Source organism: Streptococcus sp. SO2, from assembly GCF_030440025.1.
Genome location: NZ_JAQFJH010000003.1, coordinates 119,666 through 136,883, shown reverse-complemented (window position 1 = coordinate 136,883; position 17,218 = coordinate 119,666). Strand labels below are relative to the sequence as shown.

At 42.6% G+C, this 17,218-nt stretch carries 16 protein-coding genes; 11 read left to right on the top strand and 5 right to left on the bottom strand.

Translation table 11 applies throughout. The features are described from left to right. The first annotated feature begins 97 nt into the window (after positions 1 to 97). The 9 genes from PCY17_RS05005 to PCY17_RS04965 all read left to right on the top strand — a co-directional run bounded on the left by PCY17_RS05005 (position 98) and on the right by PCY17_RS04965 (position 9,971). The gene (locus PCY17_RS05005; RefSeq protein ID WP_162287133.1) at positions 98 to 967 is read left to right on the top strand and encodes an ROK family protein; all 870 of its coding nucleotides are present in this window, start codon (positions 98 to 100) and stop codon (positions 965 to 967) included. Continuing rightward, positions 961 to 2,841 (top strand): beta-N-acetylhexosaminidase, encoded by a 1,881-nt coding sequence (locus PCY17_RS05000; RefSeq protein ID WP_084944261.1) that lies wholly within the window; start codon positions 961 to 963, stop codon positions 2,839 to 2,841. The genes PCY17_RS05005 and PCY17_RS05000 overlap by 7 nt, the downstream gene beginning before the upstream one ends. Before the next feature lie 357 nt (positions 2,842 to 3,198). After that, positions 3,199 to 4,128, top strand: a complete 930-nt coding sequence (locus PCY17_RS04995; protein ID WP_061587254.1) for a sugar ABC transporter permease — start codon at positions 3,199 to 3,201, stop codon at positions 4,126 to 4,128. 13 nt (positions 4,129 to 4,141) lie between these two features. After that, a complete protein-coding gene (locus PCY17_RS04990; RefSeq protein WP_000818344.1) occupies positions 4,142 to 5,065 on the top strand; it encodes a carbohydrate ABC transporter permease in 924 nt (307 codons plus the stop codon). A gap of 107 nt (positions 5,066 to 5,172) precedes the next feature. Beyond that, complete coding sequence (locus tag PCY17_RS04985) at positions 5,173 to 6,657, top strand: ABC transporter substrate-binding protein (protein ID WP_049520552.1); 1,485 nt, start codon at positions 5,173 to 5,175, stop codon at positions 6,655 to 6,657. Between the two features lie 160 nt (positions 6,658 to 6,817). Next, positions 6,818 to 7,507, top strand: coding sequence for a CPBP family intramembrane glutamic endopeptidase (locus PCY17_RS04980; protein ID WP_049477588.1), 690 nt, complete (start codon positions 6,818 to 6,820; stop codon positions 7,505 to 7,507). 68 nt (positions 7,508 to 7,575) lie between these two features. After that, positions 7,576 to 7,872 (top strand): bacteriocin immunity protein, encoded by a 297-nt coding sequence (locus tag PCY17_RS04975; RefSeq protein ID WP_049477587.1) that lies wholly within the window; start codon positions 7,576 to 7,578, stop codon positions 7,870 to 7,872. Positions 7,873 to 8,003: 131 nt separating this feature from the next. After that, positions 8,004 to 8,990, top strand: a complete 987-nt coding sequence (locus PCY17_RS04970; protein ID WP_001030023.1) for a rhodanese-related sulfurtransferase — start codon at positions 8,004 to 8,006, stop codon at positions 8,988 to 8,990. Positions 8,991 to 9,110: 120 nt separating this feature from the next. Further along, a complete protein-coding gene (locus tag PCY17_RS04965; RefSeq protein WP_084880350.1) occupies positions 9,111 to 9,971 on the top strand; it encodes a DUF4299 family protein in 861 nt (286 codons plus the stop codon). A gap of 63 nt (positions 9,972 to 10,034) precedes the next feature. Here PCY17_RS04965 and PCY17_RS04960 read toward each other — a convergent pair whose 3' ends face one another. The 5 genes from PCY17_RS04960 to PCY17_RS04940 form a co-directional block, all read right to left on the bottom strand. Next, entirely contained in the window at positions 10,035 to 10,997 is a 963-nt protein-coding gene (locus tag PCY17_RS04960) for a DUF6574 domain-containing protein (protein ID WP_042767613.1), read from the bottom strand. A 61-nt stretch (positions 10,998 to 11,058) separates the two neighbouring features. Then, positions 11,059 to 11,988: a DUF4097 family beta strand repeat-containing protein gene (locus PCY17_RS04955; protein ID WP_301392061.1), complete on the bottom strand. Its 930-nt coding sequence runs from the start codon at positions 11,986 to 11,988 to the stop codon at positions 11,059 to 11,061. After that, the gene (locus PCY17_RS04950; RefSeq protein WP_049477583.1) at positions 11,981 to 12,574 is read right to left on the bottom strand and encodes a DUF1700 domain-containing protein; all 594 of its coding nucleotides are present in this window, start codon (positions 12,572 to 12,574) and stop codon (positions 11,981 to 11,983) included. The genes PCY17_RS04955 and PCY17_RS04950 overlap by 8 nt, the downstream gene beginning before the upstream one ends. Continuing rightward, positions 12,561 to 12,887 carry a PadR family transcriptional regulator gene (locus PCY17_RS04945; RefSeq protein ID WP_000273860.1) on the bottom strand — a complete coding sequence of 109 codons (327 nt, stop codon included), beginning with the start codon at positions 12,885 to 12,887 and terminating at the stop codon, positions 12,561 to 12,563. The genes PCY17_RS04950 and PCY17_RS04945 overlap by 14 nt, the downstream gene beginning before the upstream one ends. Before the next feature lie 135 nt (positions 12,888 to 13,022). Then, positions 13,023 to 14,189: an MFS transporter gene (locus PCY17_RS04940; RefSeq protein WP_049477582.1), complete on the bottom strand. Its 1,167-nt coding sequence runs from the start codon at positions 14,187 to 14,189 to the stop codon at positions 13,023 to 13,025. Positions 14,190 to 14,410: 221 nt separating this feature from the next. Here PCY17_RS04940 and PCY17_RS04935 point away from each other — a divergent pair, with 221 nt between their 5' ends. Beyond that, positions 14,411 to 15,241 (top strand): glycosyltransferase, encoded by an 831-nt coding sequence (locus PCY17_RS04935; protein ID WP_125418681.1) that lies wholly within the window; start codon positions 14,411 to 14,413, stop codon positions 15,239 to 15,241. A gap of 75 nt (positions 15,242 to 15,316) precedes the next feature. Then, positions 15,317 to 17,167, top strand: coding sequence for a nucleoside-diphosphate sugar epimerase/dehydratase (locus PCY17_RS04930; protein ID WP_001035723.1), 1,851 nt, complete (start codon positions 15,317 to 15,319; stop codon positions 17,165 to 17,167). The last annotated feature ends 51 nt before the right edge of the window (positions 17,168 to 17,218 follow it).

Genomic DNA, 17,218 nt, shown 5'->3' with positions numbered 1-17,218 from the left:
AGTTTTAAAGTGTTTGATAACTAATACTATGAGATAGAAAGGAGGGGCGAAAGAGTTAGGATGAACTACTGAGTCGCCCCTTTTTATGGGAAGAACAATGACCATTGCAACCATTGATATCGGAGGGACTGGGATTAAGTTTGCCAGTCTGACTCCTGATGGAAAAATACTAGATAAGACAAGTATTCCGACGCCAGAAAGTTTGGAGGATTTACTAGCTTGGCTAGACCAACGCTTGGCAGAACAAGATTATAAGGGCATTGCTATGAGTGTTCCAGGCGCGGTCAATCAAGAAACAGGTGTGATTGAGGGCATCAGTGCCGTCCCTTACATCCATGGCTTTTCTTGGTATGAAACTCTTGCTCATCATCAACTCCCTGTCCATCTAGAAAATGATGCCAACTGTGTTGGACTTAGTGAACTGCTGGCTCACCCAGAGATTGAAAATGCAGCCTGTGTCGTGATTGGGACAGGAATTGGCGGTGCCATGATTATCAATGGCAAACTTCACCGAGGTCGCCACGGCTTGGGAGGAGAGTTTGGCTACATGACAACTATCGAGCCTGCGGAAAAGCTCAACAACTGGTCGCAACTAGCGTCAACTGGAAATATGGTGCGATACGTGATTGAAAAATCTGGTCAGACTGACTGGGACGGACGCAAGATTTACCAAGAGGCCGCAGCTGGCAATGTTCTTTGTCAAGAAGCCATTTTGCGTATGAACCGTAATTTGGCTCAAGGTTTGCTTAATATCCAGTATCTCATCGACCCAGATGTCATTAGTCTGGGAGGCTCCATCAGTCAGAATCCAGACTTTATCCAAGGTGTCAAAAAAGCTGTCGATGAATTTGTCGAAACCTACGAAGAATACACGGTCGCACCAGTTATCCAGGCCTGCACCTATCACGCAGACGCCAATCTCTACGGTGCCCTTGTCAACTGGCTACAGGAGGAAAACCAATGGTAGTTTTTACAGGACTTAGTCCTAAACAAACTCAGGCAATCGACTTGCTGACAAAACATATCTCTTTACCAGATGTGGAAGTTGCAGTCGCTCAGTCTGACCAAACGTCTATCTCGATTATAGGTCAAGGTGGACACTATCAACTAACCTATCGCAAACCTCACCAACTCTACCGCGCCTTGTCAGTGCTAGCAACAGCTCTAGTAGAAGGTGATAAGGTAGCGATTGAGGAGCAGGCGGCTTATGAAGATTTAGCCTACATGGCAGACTGTTCTCGCAATGCAGTTTTGAATGTGGCTTCTGCCAAACAGATGATTGAAGTCTTGGCTCTCATGGGTTACTCAACCTTCGAGCTCTACATGGAAGATACCTACCAGATTGAGGGGCAACCTTACTTTGGTTACTTCCGCGGGGCTTATTCAGCAGAGGAGTTGCAGGAAATCGAAGCCTATGCCCAGCAGTTTGATATGACCTTTGTGCCTTGTATCCAGACCTTGGCCCACTTGTCAGCCTTCGTCAAATGGGGTGTCAAAGAAGTGCAAGAACTCCGTGATGTAGAGGACATTCTCCTTATCGGTGAAGAAAAGGTTTATGATTTGATTGACGGGATGTTTGCCACTCTGTCTAAACTGCAGACACGCAAGGTCAATATTGGGATGGACGAAGCTCACTTGGTTGGTTTGGGGCGCTACCTCATTTTGAACGGTGTTGTGGACCGTAGTCTCCTCATGTGCCAACACTTGGAGCGTGTGTTGGATATTGCAGACAAGTATGGTTTCCACTGCCAAATGTGGAGTGACATGTTCTTCAAACTCATGTCAGCAGATGGCCAGTACGACCGCGATGTGGAAATTCCTGAGGAAACTCGTGTCTACCTAGACCGTCTCAAAGACCGTGTAACCTTGGTTTACTGGGATTATTATCAGGACAGCGAAGAAAAGTACAATCGCAATTTCCGCAATCACCACAAGATTAGCCAAGATATTACCTTTGCAGGTGGTGCTTGGAAGTGGATCGGTTTTACACCCAACAACCATTTCAGCCATCTCATCGCTATGGAGGCCAACAAAGCCTGTCGTGCTAATCAGATAAAAGAGGTCATTGTAACGGGTTGGGGGGACAATGGTGGAGAAACTGCCCAGTTTTCTATTCTACCAAGTCTGCAAATCTGGGCAGAACTCAGCTACCGCAATGACCTCGACCGTTTGTCTGCACACTTCAAGACCAATACGGGTCTATCGGTTGAGGACTTTATACAGATTGACCTAGCTAACCTCTTGCCAGACCTGCCAGATAATCTCAGTGGTATCAATCCCAACCGCTATGTCTTTTATCAGGATGTTCTTTGTCCGATTCTTGACAGGCACGTGACACCTGAACAGGACAAACCACACTTCGCTCAGGCAGCTGAGACGCTTTCTGAAATCAAAGAAAAAGCAGGAAATTATGCTTACCTCTTTGAAACTCAGGCCCAGTTGAACCAGATTTTAAGCAGTAAAGTGGATGTGGGACGACGCATCCGTCAGGCCTACCAAGCGGGTGATAAAGAAAGTCTGAGAGAAATCGCAAGACAAGAATTACCAAAACTCAGAAGCGAGATTGAACACTTCCATGCTCTCTTTAGCCACCAATGGTTGAAAGAAAACAAGGTCTTTGGCTTGGATACAGTCGATATCCGTATGGGCGGACTCTTGCAACGGTTCAAACGAGCAGAAAGCCGCATCGAAACTTATCTAGCAGGGCAGATTGACCGCATCGACGAGCTAGAAGTTGAAATCCTACCATTTACTGACTTCTACGCAGACAAGGATTTCGCAGCAACTACAGCCAACCAGTGGCATACTATTGCGACCGCATCGACGATTTATACGACTTAACACTCTTCGAAAATCTCTTCAAACCACGTCAGCTTCGCCTTGCCGTATATATGTTACTGACTTCGTCAGTTTTATCTGCAACCTCAAAGCAGTGCTTTGAGCAGCTTGCGGCTAGCTTCCTAGTTTGCTCTTTGATTTTCATTGAGTATAAAAACAAGAACAGTGTCCCTTGTTCAGAGTGTTTCTCGTGAAACCTATTTCTTATAAAAAACTTCTCCACAAAAAATAATTTGTGGAGTTTTTTCTATAATTAGTAGTTTAACCTAGCCTTCAAATAGGAGTATACTAATAATGTAATCGTTATCAAACCTAAAAATTCGATGAAATCAGTTTTTAGGAATAAAATGGGAGGAAATTATGAAAAAGTTTTCAAAGACCTTGAGGGATAACTGGATTTTTCTCTTGATGGTTTTACCAGGGGCACTTTGGTTGATTCTATTCTTCTATATCCCAGTATTTGGAAATGTGGTCGCCTTTAAAGATTACCATATGAGTGGTGAAGGATTTATCCACAGTATTATGAATAGTAAGTGGGTCGGCCTCGATAACTTTAAGTTCTTGTTTAGTTCTAAAGATGCCTTTATCATTACTCGAAATACCGTCCTTTACAACCTTGGATTCATCTTTATTGGTTTGATTGTGTCGGTTGGAATTGCCATCATCCTCAGTGAGCTTCGTTCTAAGAGAATGGTTAAAATTTTCCAAACGTCTATGTTGTTCCCTTACTTTCTGTCATGGGTTATCATCAGTTTCTTTACAGATGCCTTCCTAAACATTGACAAAGGGGTCTTCAACCATTTCCTAACATCCATTGGCATGAAGGAAGTCAACTTTTACGCTGACTTAGGCATTTGGCCATACCTTCTCCTTTTCCTAGGTATTTGGAAAGGCTTTGGATATAGCAGTGTCATGTACTATGCAACAATCATGGGAATTGACCCAACCTACTACGAAGCAGCAACAGTGGACGGGGCTAGCAAGTGGCAACGCATTCGCAACGTAACCATTCCTCAGTTGACTCCGCTTGTAACTGTATTGACCATCCTTGCAGTCGGAAATATCTTCCGCGCAGACTTCGGTCTCTTCTATCAAATCCCACACAATGCTGGTCAGCTTTACAATGTAACTAACGTTTTGGACGTATATGTCTTTAATGGTTTGACTCAGACAGCAGATATCGGTATGGCTTCAGCAGCCGGTCTTTACCAATCCGTTGTCGGCTTGATACTGGTTATTCTATCAAACTTGCTTGCAAGACGAGTTGATCCAAACTCAGCTTTGTTCTAGAAAGGGGGAGAATATGGCAGAAAAGAAAATTAAAAAAGAAAAAATCGATAATGTCGGCATTCACTCCTTCAGTAAGAAAGCAGATATCTTCTTTAGTATCATCTCTGGTTTGATCGCTCTTTCTTGTATCTTGCCCTTTATCTTCGTTATCATCATTTCGGTGACAGACGAAAAGAGCATCCTCCAGTATGGATATAGCTTTTTCCCTTCGAAATTTGGTGTAGATGGATTCCAGTTCTTAGCTCAGTTTAAAGATAAGATCCTCCAAGCGCTCTTTATCTCAGTTTTTGTAACCGTAGTCGGAACAGTGACCAACGTCTTCATCACGACAACTTATGCCTACGCCATCTCACGGACAACCTTTAAGTACCGCAGATTCTTCACGATCTTCGCTCTTCTTAGTATGTTGTTCAATGCTGGTTTGGTACCAGGCTATATCGTGGTCACTCGTTTGCTTCAACTTGGTGATACCGTTTGGGCCTTGATTGTTCCAATGCTTCTTTCACCATTCAACATCATCTTGATGCGTTCCTTCTTCAAGAAGACCATTCCAGAAGCTATTCTCGAATCTGCTCGTATCGATGGTGCCAGTGAAGCTCGAATCTTCTTCCAGATTTGTTTGCCATTGTCACTTCCAGGTATCGCAACCATCACGCTTTTGACAGCTCTTGGATTCTGGAACGACTGGTTCAACGCCCTTCTTTACATCAAGAGTGACAACTTGTATCCATTACAGTATTTGCTCATGCAAATCCAACAAAATATGGACTACATCGCCAAAGCAGTCGGTCTTTCTGGTCAACTGGGAGTCGCTCTTCCAAAGGAAACGGGTCGTATGGCCATGGTTGTCGTTGCAACCCTTCCAATCGCGATTCTCTATCCATTCTTCCAACGCTACTTTGTAAAAGGTTTGACCATCGGTGGTGTGAAAGAATAGGACTTACTGAGAAACATCGTTTCTCCCTTCCCAACTTCATCTTAGTGGCTGAAGTTAAAATCATTAAATCGTTTATAAGTTTAAAAATAAAAAAAGGAGTTTTTATCATGAAAAACTGGAAAAAATATGCTTTTGCATCTGCTAGCGTAGTCGCTTTGGCTGCAAGTCTTGCTGCCTGTGGAAACCTTACAGGTAACAACAAAAAAGCTGCAGATACTACTTCAGGTGAAAAACCTGTAATCAAAATGTACCAAATCGGTGACAAACCAGACAACTTGGATGAATTGCTAGAAAATGCAAACAAAATCATCGAAGAAAAAGTCGGTGCTAAATTGGATATCCAATACCTTGGATGGGGTGACTATGATAAGAAAATGTCTGTTATCACATCATCTGGTGAAAACTATGATATCGCATTTGCATCTAACTATGTCGTAAATGCTCAAAAAGGTGCCTATGCTGACTTAACAGAATTGTATAAAAAAGAAGGAGCAGAGCTTTACAAAGCACTTGACCCAGCTTACATCAAAGGGAACACTGTAAACGGTAAGATCTATGCAGTACCAGTTGCAGCTAACGTTGCATCATCTCAAAACTTTGCCTTCAACGGAACTCTTCTTGCTAAATACGGTATCGATATTTCAGGTGTAACTTCATACGAAACACTTGAGCCAGTCTTGAAACAAATCAAAGAAAAAGCTCCAGATGTAGTACCATTTGCGGTTACGAAGAACTTTATCCCATCTGATAACTTTGACTACCCAGTACCAAACGGACTTCCATTTGTTATCGACCTTGAAGGAGACACTACTAAGATCGTAAACCGTTACGAAGTGCCTCGTTTCAAAGAACACTTGAAGACTCTTCACAAATTCTATGAAGAAGGGTATATTCCAAAAGACGTAGCAACAAGCGACACTTCATTTGACCTTCAACAAGATACTTGGTTTGTTCGTGAAGAAACAGTAGGACCAGCTGACTATGGTAACAGTTTGCTCTCTCGTGTTGCTAACAAAGATATCCAAATCAAACCAATCACTAACTTTATCAAGAAAAACCAAACAACACAAGTTGCTAACTTTGTCATCTCAAACAACTCTAAGAACAAAGAAAAATCAATGGAAGTGTTGAACCTCTTGAACACGAACCCAGAACTCTTGAACGGTCTTGTTTACGGTCCAGAAGGCAAGAACTGGGAAAAAATTCAAGGTAAAGAAAACCGTGTACGTGTCCTTGATGGCTACAAAGGAAATACTCACATGGGTGGATGGAACACTGGTAACAACTGGATTCTTTACATCAACGAAAACGTTACAGATCAACAAATCGAAGATTCTAAGAAACAATTGGCAGAAGCTAAAGAATCTCCAGCACTTGGATTTATCTTTAACACTGACAATGTGAAATCTGAAATCTCAGCAATTTCTAACACAATGCAACAATTCGATACAGCTATCAACACTGGTACTGTAGACCCAGATAAAGCAATCCCAGAATTGATGGAAAAATTGAAATCTGAAGGTGCCTACGAAAAAGTATTGAACGAAATGCAAAAACAATACGACGAATTCTTGAAAAACAAAAAATCATAAGTTCGATTGATTTCGTGTATTCATTCCTAATTCCTAAAAATGTGATCACTGCCTTCCTTAGTTCTCTAGGGGAGGTAGTGATTTTTAGGATGTAAAAATGAAAAGAGTGGTTCTGAGGGTTTATACGATGTGATACACATACATCTATAGGGGATTTATTATGAAAAAATATCGTCTTCTTTTCAAAATGAGTGCTGTCTTCTCTTACCTATTTTTCGTATTTGGCCTTTCCCAGCTGACGCTTATTGTCCAAAACTATTGGCAATTTTCTTCCCAGATTGGCAATTTCTTCTGGATTCAAAATATCTTGAGTTTGCTATTTAGCGGAGTCATGATTTGGATTCTGGTTAAGACAGGCCATGGTTATCTCTTTCGCATTCCAAGAGAAAAATGGCTTTGGTATTCGATTTTGACAGTATTAGTGGTAGTGCTCCAGATCTTTTTTAACGTTCAGACAGCTAAACATGTTCAGTCAACTGCTGAAGGTTGGGCTGTATTGATTGGTTATAGTGGGACTAACTTTGCAGAGCTAGGTATCTATATAGCCCTGTTCTTTCTGATTCCACTGATGGAAGAGTTAATCTATAGAGGATTACTGCAACACGCCTTTTTTAAAGATTCGAGATTTGCTCTTGATTTGCTTCTTCCGTCCATTTTATTTGCTCTCCCTCATTTTTCAAGCCTTCCTAGTCTGTTAGATATCTTCGTCTTTGCAACATCTGGAATCATTTTTGCTGGTTTGACCCGTTATACCAAGAGCATTTATCCTTCCTATGCGGTGCATGTGATCAATAATATTGTAGCGACATTGCCATTTCTGCTGACGTTTTTACATAGGGCGTTTGGGTAAAATACTGGCTGGAGAGTTAGGAATTATAGTTTTTCAATTTATAAGTGAATTTCAGGAGGGAAATGAGTATGACACCATTAAAATGGTTCGATGGAGGTAGAGAAAGGCGTTGTGAAGCGATGACCATCATTGATCATCTATTGGAAGATATAAAGGCTGCGCCTCAACTTACTCCCTTGAAAAATCAGTTAGTGATTTATAAAAAACGATTAAAGGATGATGGAACCTCTACTCCATTTATTCTGAGCCAAATGAACGTTGACATCTCACGTGTGTTGATTGACAATAAGCTGGGTTTGTCAGAAAGTCAAGCTAAGCAAATCAAAAAATTGAGAGAATTATCTGCGATTCGCTATGGTTACTGATGAAGTGCAGGGGTAGGACTCTTTCAACAATTTCCGGTCAAATAAATTGCATTCGTTTTCTCAAGTGGGTATACTAGTATAGTTGAATGAAAAATTCTGAAAATTTAAGAATAGAAAAGAGAACAAATCTTATGGCAAAAGATATTCGTGTCTTACTTTACTACCTCTATACTCCAATTGAAAATGCAGAGCAATTTGCTGCAGACCACTTGGCTTTCTGTAAATCAATTGGCCTCAAAGGCCGTATCCTAGTCGCTGACGAGGGAATCAACGGAACAGTTTCAGGTGACTACGAAACAACTCAAAAATACATGGACTACGTTCACAGCCTCCCAGGCATGGAAGACCTCTGGTTCAAGATTGACGAAGAAAGTGAACAAGCTTTTAAGAAGATGTTTGTTCGCTACAAGAAAGAAATTGTCCACCTTGGTTTGGAAGACAACGACTTTGATAATGACATCAACCCACTTGAAACAACAGGTGCTTACTTGTCTCCAAAAGAGTTCAAAGAAGCCCTTCTTGACGAAGATACAGTTGTCCTTGACACACGTAACGATTATGAGTACGACCTAGGACATTTCCGTGGGGCTATCCGCCCAGACATCCGCAACTTCCGTGAGTTACCACAGTGGGTCCGCGACAACAAGGAAAAATTCATGGACAAGCGTGTCGTGGTTTACTGTACAGGTGGGGTTCGCTGTGAGAAATTCTCAGGTTGGATGGTTCGTGAAGGCTACAAAGATGTCGGCCAATTGCACGGAGGAATCGCAACTTACGGTAAAGACCCAGAAGTTCAAGGTGAGCTTTGGGATGGGAAAATGTACGTCTTTGACGAGCGTATTGCCGTCGATGTTAACCATGTTAACCCAACCATCGTAGGGAAAGACTGGTTTGATGGAACACCATGTGAACGTTATGTCAACTGTGGAAATCCCTTCTGTAACCGTCGTATCCTAACATCAGAAGAAAATGAAGACAAGTACCTTCGTGGATGCTCACACGAGTGCCGTGTTCACCCACGCAACCGCTACGTCTCAGAAAATGAATTGACACAAGCAGAAGTGATCGAGCGTCTAGCAGCTATCGGTGAAAGCTTGGATCAAGTCGCTACTGTATAAAGCAAACAGCCCTTAGGGGCTGTTTTTCTATGCTTTTTATCTAAAAATCTAAAATTTGTTTCTGTATCTTTCAGGAAAATAGGTTATACTATATGTAAACGATTTCAAAGGAGGCCAGTTATGGCGAAAACATTTTTTATCCCAAATAAAGAAAGCATTCTAGGACAACAGGAGGTCTTGACTGCCAAGTCTATCTTGGCCTTGGTGGAGGGCTTGGAGTCACACAGTTATGATGCGGTCTATCTCCGTCAGCCCCTCAATCGTCTCGAGTATATCGAGTGTGGGATTGTAGGTCAGTCGCAATTTCTCTTCAAGGTGAACTATGCGGATAGCCGAAAAGGCTATCAAGTGGTGATTCCAGACTTCCTTACCAGAGCGGACTGGGAGATTGTAGAAGCTCTCCTCCAAGCCCTATCAAACAAGTTGGGGCAAGTGGTAGAAGGGCTAGAAGGCTTTGATTTTGAAGCTTATTTCCGAGAAACGGTCAAGCATTATCTATCTGACAAAGCGGCTCGTCTAGTATATTGCCAAGGGCTCTTGGCCCCTATCTATCTCAATAAGGAATACCTCGAGAGCTTTTTGGCTGAGGATGGATTGGCACGTTTTGAAGAACTGGTCAAGAAGGTTCAAGGCTCTGATGCCTACCTTGCCAGTGTAAAATTTTACCCAGACGCCCAAGGCAAGGTACACGGTATCTACCACCTAGCCCAGGGAGTCAAGACGATTTTACCTAAGGAGCCCTTTGTGCCAGCACCCTATACCGAGCAGCTAGCAGGCAAGGAGCTTGTTTGGGAGATTGACCTAGTGACGATTTCTGGTGATGGGTCCAAAGCAGAAGACTACGAATCCATCGCTCGCTTGGATTATACAAGATTCCTAGAGTCGCTACCAACAGCATTTTACCACCAACTAGATGCCAATCAATTAGAAGTACAAGCCATTTTGGGAAAAAATTTTGAGGAATTGGCAGCCGTCAAGTAGACACGGTTCAAAAAAAGAGTAAACATAAAAATCCCTGTCATTAACAAATGGCAGGGATTTTGGTTAAAAGAATGTCAGGATGCGAAGGTAGTCAACTGTCAGCGCGAGCTCTGCAATGAAGAAGGGTAAGAGAATAGCGCCATCAAGTAAGACAGCTAGCAAGAAACGATAAAATGGGTCAAGGCTACTAGCCTTACTTGGCTTGCTAATCACAAAGAGATTGCCAAGGGCAAAGATGGTCATGCTTAGAAGAGTGAGGATGCCAGCGAATCGCAAGCCGCCAAAAAGTGCAAAGAAACTTGCTAGAGCCGTTAAGACAAGCGGGATAGCAAAGAGTCGGCTGTAACGATCGCAAGCTTCTTGGAATGTGAAGTCGCTCTCCTGGTCCAGTACACGTCGGACAGTAAAGCCTCCCAAAATGATGGAAAAGTAAAATAGAGCGCTAGCGACCAAGATAGAAAGTCCAGCAAAGAGATCTAAAGGTGGGAGCTGGTTAGGTAAACTATTGGCAATAGAGGCCATATAGCCGTAGTAGAGGTGCTTGATATGATAGATACTAAAGAAAAGGTTGATTGACGACAGCAAGGTGAGCAGGGCAAAGACACTGTAACGATGCTTTTGGTCCGTATTCTTGCTGGCAGTTGGTTCTTGGATAGCATCCAGCAGCCAAGTCCAAAACAGTGCGATTTCTTCTTTGAATCTGGCTGTTTTACGAGGGTCAATATCTGGGATATAGGGGCTTTCTAAAGCCTTGCTGAGGATACTTTTCTCTTTTGCAGGGTTTTCTTGCTTGTGTTCCTCTTCAGTTTTCCCTTCTCCCTCTTCCTCGGTTTGGGTTTCCTCAGTCATTTCGGGAGTTTCCTCCTCATGCGTTTCCGACTCTTTAGGTGAGACAGATGTTTCTTGGCTTACTTGTAGTTCGGTCTCCACAGTTTCTGAAGTCTCAGGCTCGTTGGGCTGGATTTCTGATTTTGTCTGAGGTGATTTCTTCTCAAGATCGGCACTTTCAAACCATTCTTGTGTCATGGTGGAACCTCCTTTTTATGGTCGTTTTCTATCTTTAGCCTACCAGATGAAAGCGTTTTTGTCAATGGTTTCTAGATGGAGAAGAGTACTCTTCTTTAGGTAGGTAGATATCCTGGTTGGCTTTTGCAATGAGCAGGTCCTTGATATCTGCTCTTTCCGTTTTATAAGGGTTGGCAAGTTGATTCTCTTTTTGTCCACGATGTTCTTCTTTGGGTTTATGATAGATACCACCATGCTGAGAAGAAAGATCTAGATTGATACGGTCAGTATCTTTCTGGGAGAGAATGAGGTTTAGAGTGGAATGGGCCTCTAGCTCAACCTTGCCGTGGACCTTGATATTCTCAGCATAGATGTGTTCCCTTTCCGTCTTGACCTGGCTATCTGTAAATTCGGTATCAAAGATATTGATGATATGAGGTGTCGTTAGTGTACTATTCTTGATAGAGCTTTCTGTTATTCTTAAGAGATAGCCTTTTGTTTTGATTGTCGCATTTTCAAGATTGGCTTGACGAATATTGGTTTGTCCACGATTGGCTGAGACGGTGATAGCTTGCAGCCTTCTTCCTTTAGGGAGGGAGAGAATGACTTCGTCAAAACGGTTAGAATAACTGCTGGCAATACGAAGTAGGCCTTCGATTCCTGAACCGAGAAAACGATGTTGGGAGGCTTGTTTGTCAGTGACGCTCAGTGTTTTGTCACTCATGCCAGTAGTCAAATCGTGACGACCAGACACGGAAGGATGATAGGTGATGTGGATCTTGTCATCTACAGACTCTGTGATGGTTAGGCTATGTTCCTCAAGAGCTAAATCAAGTTTTTCCACTTCATTTCCAAAGGTCACTTCTTCGATACGATTGTCATAGACGGGGTCTTTTGACATGGCAAGTAAACTTTGAATACCATTGGACTGCGCGCCTACAATGATCATGATAAAACCGAGGATTGTAGAAACCACACCAAAAATGAGAAATCCTTTTGTCAATTTACGCATGTCTATCACCTCTCTTTCCTTTTTTAAGAATCCATTGCACCAAGCGGACGATTAGGAGGCCAAAGAAACGAGCTACATAGGAGATGCCTAGTAGAACAAGAGAAGAAGCACCAATGGAAAGCAAACCAGCCCCAAAAATCAAGATAAAGGCAGATTTGGCTTCGACTAGGACGCTAAAGCTCTCTACGATAAAAAGTCCACCTAGCATTATACCCGTTACAGAGACGGTAAAGAATGCTAAAATGACGGAGACGGCTGCGATAATAATACCGATGATGGCCATGAGGATGCCGATTCCGACCGGAATTCCGATAGGAGCTACTAGCAGGGCCAGGAGGGCAATGTGTAGCAGTTGGCGGTCATTCTTTTGAGCAGGGGCTTCATTGACTTTTTTATCGAGAAGATCAGAGAGGACATCATGGGCAGCTTCTTTTGGTGTTCCCAGACTGGCAATGAGTTCCTCTTCGCCCTCTGAACCCGCATCGTCAAATAGTTCCTTAAAGTAGTCCATAGCTTCGATGCGGTCAGCTTCAGGCAGTTTATTGAGATAGGTTTCTAACTGAGTCAGATAGTCAGTTCTTGTCATGGCGGATACTCCCTTCTATGATGCCGTTGACGGTGTCGGTATAGAGCGTCCACTCTTCCTTTAGAGTAACGAGCTGCTCTACGCCCCGATTGGTCAAGGAGTAGTATTTGCGCATACGCCCCTGAAACTCTCTAGAGTAGGTGGTGAGAAAGCCACTGGCTTCCAATTTTTTGAGAATGGGATAGAGCGTAGATTCTTTGATATTGGCGATGAGTTTAATGGTTTGGCTAATCTCATAACCATAAGAATCCCCCTGCTCCAGTACAGCCAAGATGAGAAATTCGATCAAGGCAGAGGATGTTGGGAAGTACATGGGAAACCTCCTTTATATTATATAAAAATTTTATATATACTCTTTTCAAATATATTGTATCTCAAGTTGAAAGCCCTGTCAAGAAATATGTGTAAAAATTTTACATATAAAAAACTCCTAGTAAAAACTAGAAGTTTAGAGGATTTTTTCAGCCCGATCTACCATAAAGAGTGAGACAGTCATGATGATGTCAACGACAAGTAGAGCAAGGACAGCCGGAATCCAAGATTGGAAAAGTTCAAAACTGTAACCAAACAAGGCAGGTCCAAAAGCAGCTAAGATGTAGCCCCCTGTTTGCGCTAGTCCTGATAGCTGAGCTGTCTTTTCAGGAGAACTGGTTTTAAGAGAAAAGCAAACCATGAGGTAGGGGAAGAGGGCACTGCAGGCCGTTCCAATCAAGAGATGGACGACTAACCAGTAGAGGAAATTATTGGCTGGATACAAGAGCATGGCAATTCCCATCATACCAGCGATAGAGATAGTTGCCAGCATGATTCGACGATGACCATCTGACAGACGAGTCGTTAGACTTGGAACAGTCATTGAAAAAGGAATGCTGATCAGTGAGAAAATAGAAGCGAGGAGAGCCGCATCACTATTAGAAATACCAGCACTAACAGCCATAGTTGGCAACCATGTCATGCTTGTATAAAAGAGCAAGGACTGAAGTCCGCCAAAGATAATGATAGCCCAGACATCTTTACTTTTTAGAATATTCTCTTTGACTTGCTTTTCTTTTTGGCTTTCTAGGTGGTGGTTGTGGCGATGATTGGGCAACCAGACTAGCAGAGTGACCAGACAGAGAAAGCTGAGAACGAGGATGAGTCCCTTCCAAGAACTAGCTTGGGTGATAGGGACAGAAAGATAAGAAGCGATGGCCGTTGAAACACCCATGGCAGTGACATAGAGAGTTGTTAGGAAACTAATCTTTTGAGGCTGATTTGCCTGAATCATACTAGGTAGAAGAACATTAAAAATAGCAATGCTCGCTCCGACAATCAAGGTCCCTAGATAGAGAAGGGGAAGGTTGAAAATCCGAATGACAGAGCCAATAGTTAAGAGAAAGAGACAGTAAGTAAAGAGATGTTCTAGTCCGATTTTTTGTGCCAAGCGACTCGCAAAAGCCGAAAAAAGAGCAAACATCAAGAGAGGGAGACTGGTTAAAATCCCAAGAGAGCTAACCTCCACTCCTAGTCCCTGAGCGATATCTCCTAAAATGGTTGGAAGAGCAGTAAAAGGAGAGCGTAAAACAGTCCCGATTAAGACAATTCCAAGAACAAAAAAGAGTGATTGTTTTTTCATGAAAACCTCGATAAGATGATTTTAATAACAGCTTATTTTAAGGTTTTTTCTATATAATGTCAAGTAGAGAATGGGAGGAAAGCTGGAAAGATTTAACTGAAAATATACAGAAAGGAGACAGCTTTCTTTACTAGAATTTTCCTTGATTTGATATAAAAATAGGAAACTAGGGAATTTTGTGATAAAATAGTGGAAGGAAATCTATATATTGGAGAAAAACTGTGTCTGAAAAGCAAAAAATCAGCGTCTTGATGTCGGTCTATGTAAAGGAAAATCCGACATTTTTGAGAGATGCCATCAAAAGTGTTCAAAACCAGACCTTAAAACCGAGTGAGCTTGTTCTCGTAGAGGATGGACCTCTCACACCAGAACTCTATCAGGTGCTAGATGAAGTGGAAGCTCAGTCAGACATTCCAGTTAAACGGTGCCCCTTAGAACAAAACCAAGGTTTAGGCTTGGCTCTTCGATACGGTGTTTTACAGTGCCAGTATGACATTATTGCCCGCATGGATACGGATGATTTAGCCGTTCCGGATCGTTTTGAGAAACAGCTTCAGCTAATGGAGAAAGAAGATCTTGATCTCTTAGGTGGGCATATCGCAGAGTTCATTGACAATCCAGATGAGATTGTGTCTTATCGTCGTGTTCCAACCCAGCATGCAGACATTGTGGCTTATCAGAGAATGAGAAGCGCCTTTAACCATATGACAGTCATGTTCAAAAAGGACATGGTCCTCAAGGCGGGCAACTACGAAGATGGCCTTTACATGGAGGATGACCTCCTTTGGCTCAATATGATTGCTGCAGGTGCCAAGACTGGGAACCTAGATCAAATCTTGTGTAAGGTTCGTGTCGGTGCAGGGATGTTTGAGCGTCGAGGTGGCTTGCGTTACCTTAAACTCTATCGTCAAGCTCGCCAACGGATGCTTGAGCGAGGGCAAATTTCCTACATGGAATATGCGAAAAGCATTGCCATTCAAGCAATCGTTGCACTCTGCCCAGGCTTTGTACGTCAGTTTATCTTTGTCAAACTTTTAAGAAAGAGAAAGTAAGCCCCGATAGACTGAATGATTTAGGCTATCATAACAACAGTATCATCTGACTCTTTTAAGGGGGAGTAAATTCCTATGAATAAAAAACTAACAGATTATGTGATTGATCTGGTTGAAATTTTAAATAAACAGCAAAAACAAGTGTTTTGGGGGATATTCGATATTCTGAGTATGGTGGTTTCCATCATCGTATCTTATATCTTGTTTTATGGCCTTATAAATCCTGCGCCTGTGGATTACGTGATCTACACTCTTTTAGCCTTCCTCCTCTATCAAATCATGATTGCGTTTTGGGGGCTAAATGCTAGTATCAGTCGTTATAGCAAGATTACGGATTTCATGAAAATCTTTTTCGGAGTGATGCTCAGCAGTGTTCTTTCTTATGGAATCTGCTATGCCTTCCTTCCATTGTTTTCTATCCGTTTCATCGTACTCTTCATTTTGTTGAGTACCTTCCTTATCTTGCTTCCTCGTATCACTTGGCAGTTGATTTATTCTAAACGTAAAAAAGGTAGTGGAGATGGAGAACACCGTCGGACCTTCTTGATTGGTGCTGGTGATGGTGGTGCCCTCTTTATGAACAGCTACCAACACCCAACTAGCGACCTTGAGCTAGTGGGGATTTTGGATAACGATGAAAAGAAAAAGGGACAAAAACTAGGTGGAATCCCAGTTTTAGGCTCTTATGATAATCTGCCTGAATTAGCTAAACGTCACCAAATCGAGCGTGTTATCGTAGCGATCCCTTCGCTTGACCCATCAGAGTACGAACGCATCTTGCAGATGTGTAATAAGCTAGGCGTCAAATGTTACAAGATGCCTAAGGTTGAGACAGTCGTTCAAGGACTCCATCAACCAGGTAGTGGTTTCCAAAAAATTGATATCACAGACCTTTTGGGCCGTCAGGAAATTCGTCTCGACGAATCGCGTCTAGGTACGGAGATTACAGGCAAGACCATCCTGGTGACAGGGGCAGGTGGTTCGATTGGTTCGGAGATTTGTCGTCAGGTTAGCCGTTTCAATCCCGAGCGTATCGTCTTGCTTGGACATGGTGAAAACTCAATCTATCTCGTTTATCATGAATTGATCCGTACATTCCAAGGAATTGATTATGTTCCTGTTATTGCAGATATTCAGGACTATGACCGTCTCTTGCAGGTGTTTGAGCAGTACAAACCAGCCATTGTTTATCATGCTGCAGCCCACAAACACGTTCCGATGATGGAACGCAATCCAAAAGAAGCCTTTAAGAACAATATCCTCGGTACCTACAATGTTGCCAAGGCTGTTGATGAAGCCAAAGTACCTAAGATGGTTATGATTTCGACTGACAAGGCGGTCAATCCACCGAATGTTATGGGTGCAACCAAGCGCGTGGCAGAATTGATTGTCACTGGCTTTAACCAACGCAGCAAATCAACCTACTGTGCAGTTCGTTTTGGGAATGTTCTCGGTAGTCGTGGTAGCGTGATTCCTGTCTTTGAACGTCAGATTGCTGAAGGCGGTCCTGTAACGGTGACAGACTTCCGTATGACACGTTACTTTATGACCATTCCAGAGGCTAGCCGTCTAGTAATCCATGCTGGCGCTTATGCCAAGGACGGAGAAGTCTTTATCCTCGATATGGGCAAACCAGTCAAGATCTATGACTTGGCTAAGAAAATGGTTCTTCTAAGCGGACACACTGAAAGTGAAATTCCAATCGTTGAGGTCGGTATCCGCCCAGGAGAAAAACTCTATGAAGAACTCTTGGTTTCGACCGAATTGGTTGATAACCAAGTCATGGACAAGATTTTCGTTGGTAAGGTTAACGTCATGCCTCTAGAAGCCATTGATCAAAAGATTGAAGAATTCCGTTCACTCAGCGGAGATGAGCTCAAAGAAGCCATCATTTCCTTTGCAAATGAGACAACCCATGCTGAGTAAGGGTGACTAATCAACTAATTATAAATAAAAGGCCAAGATTCTGTTTGTACA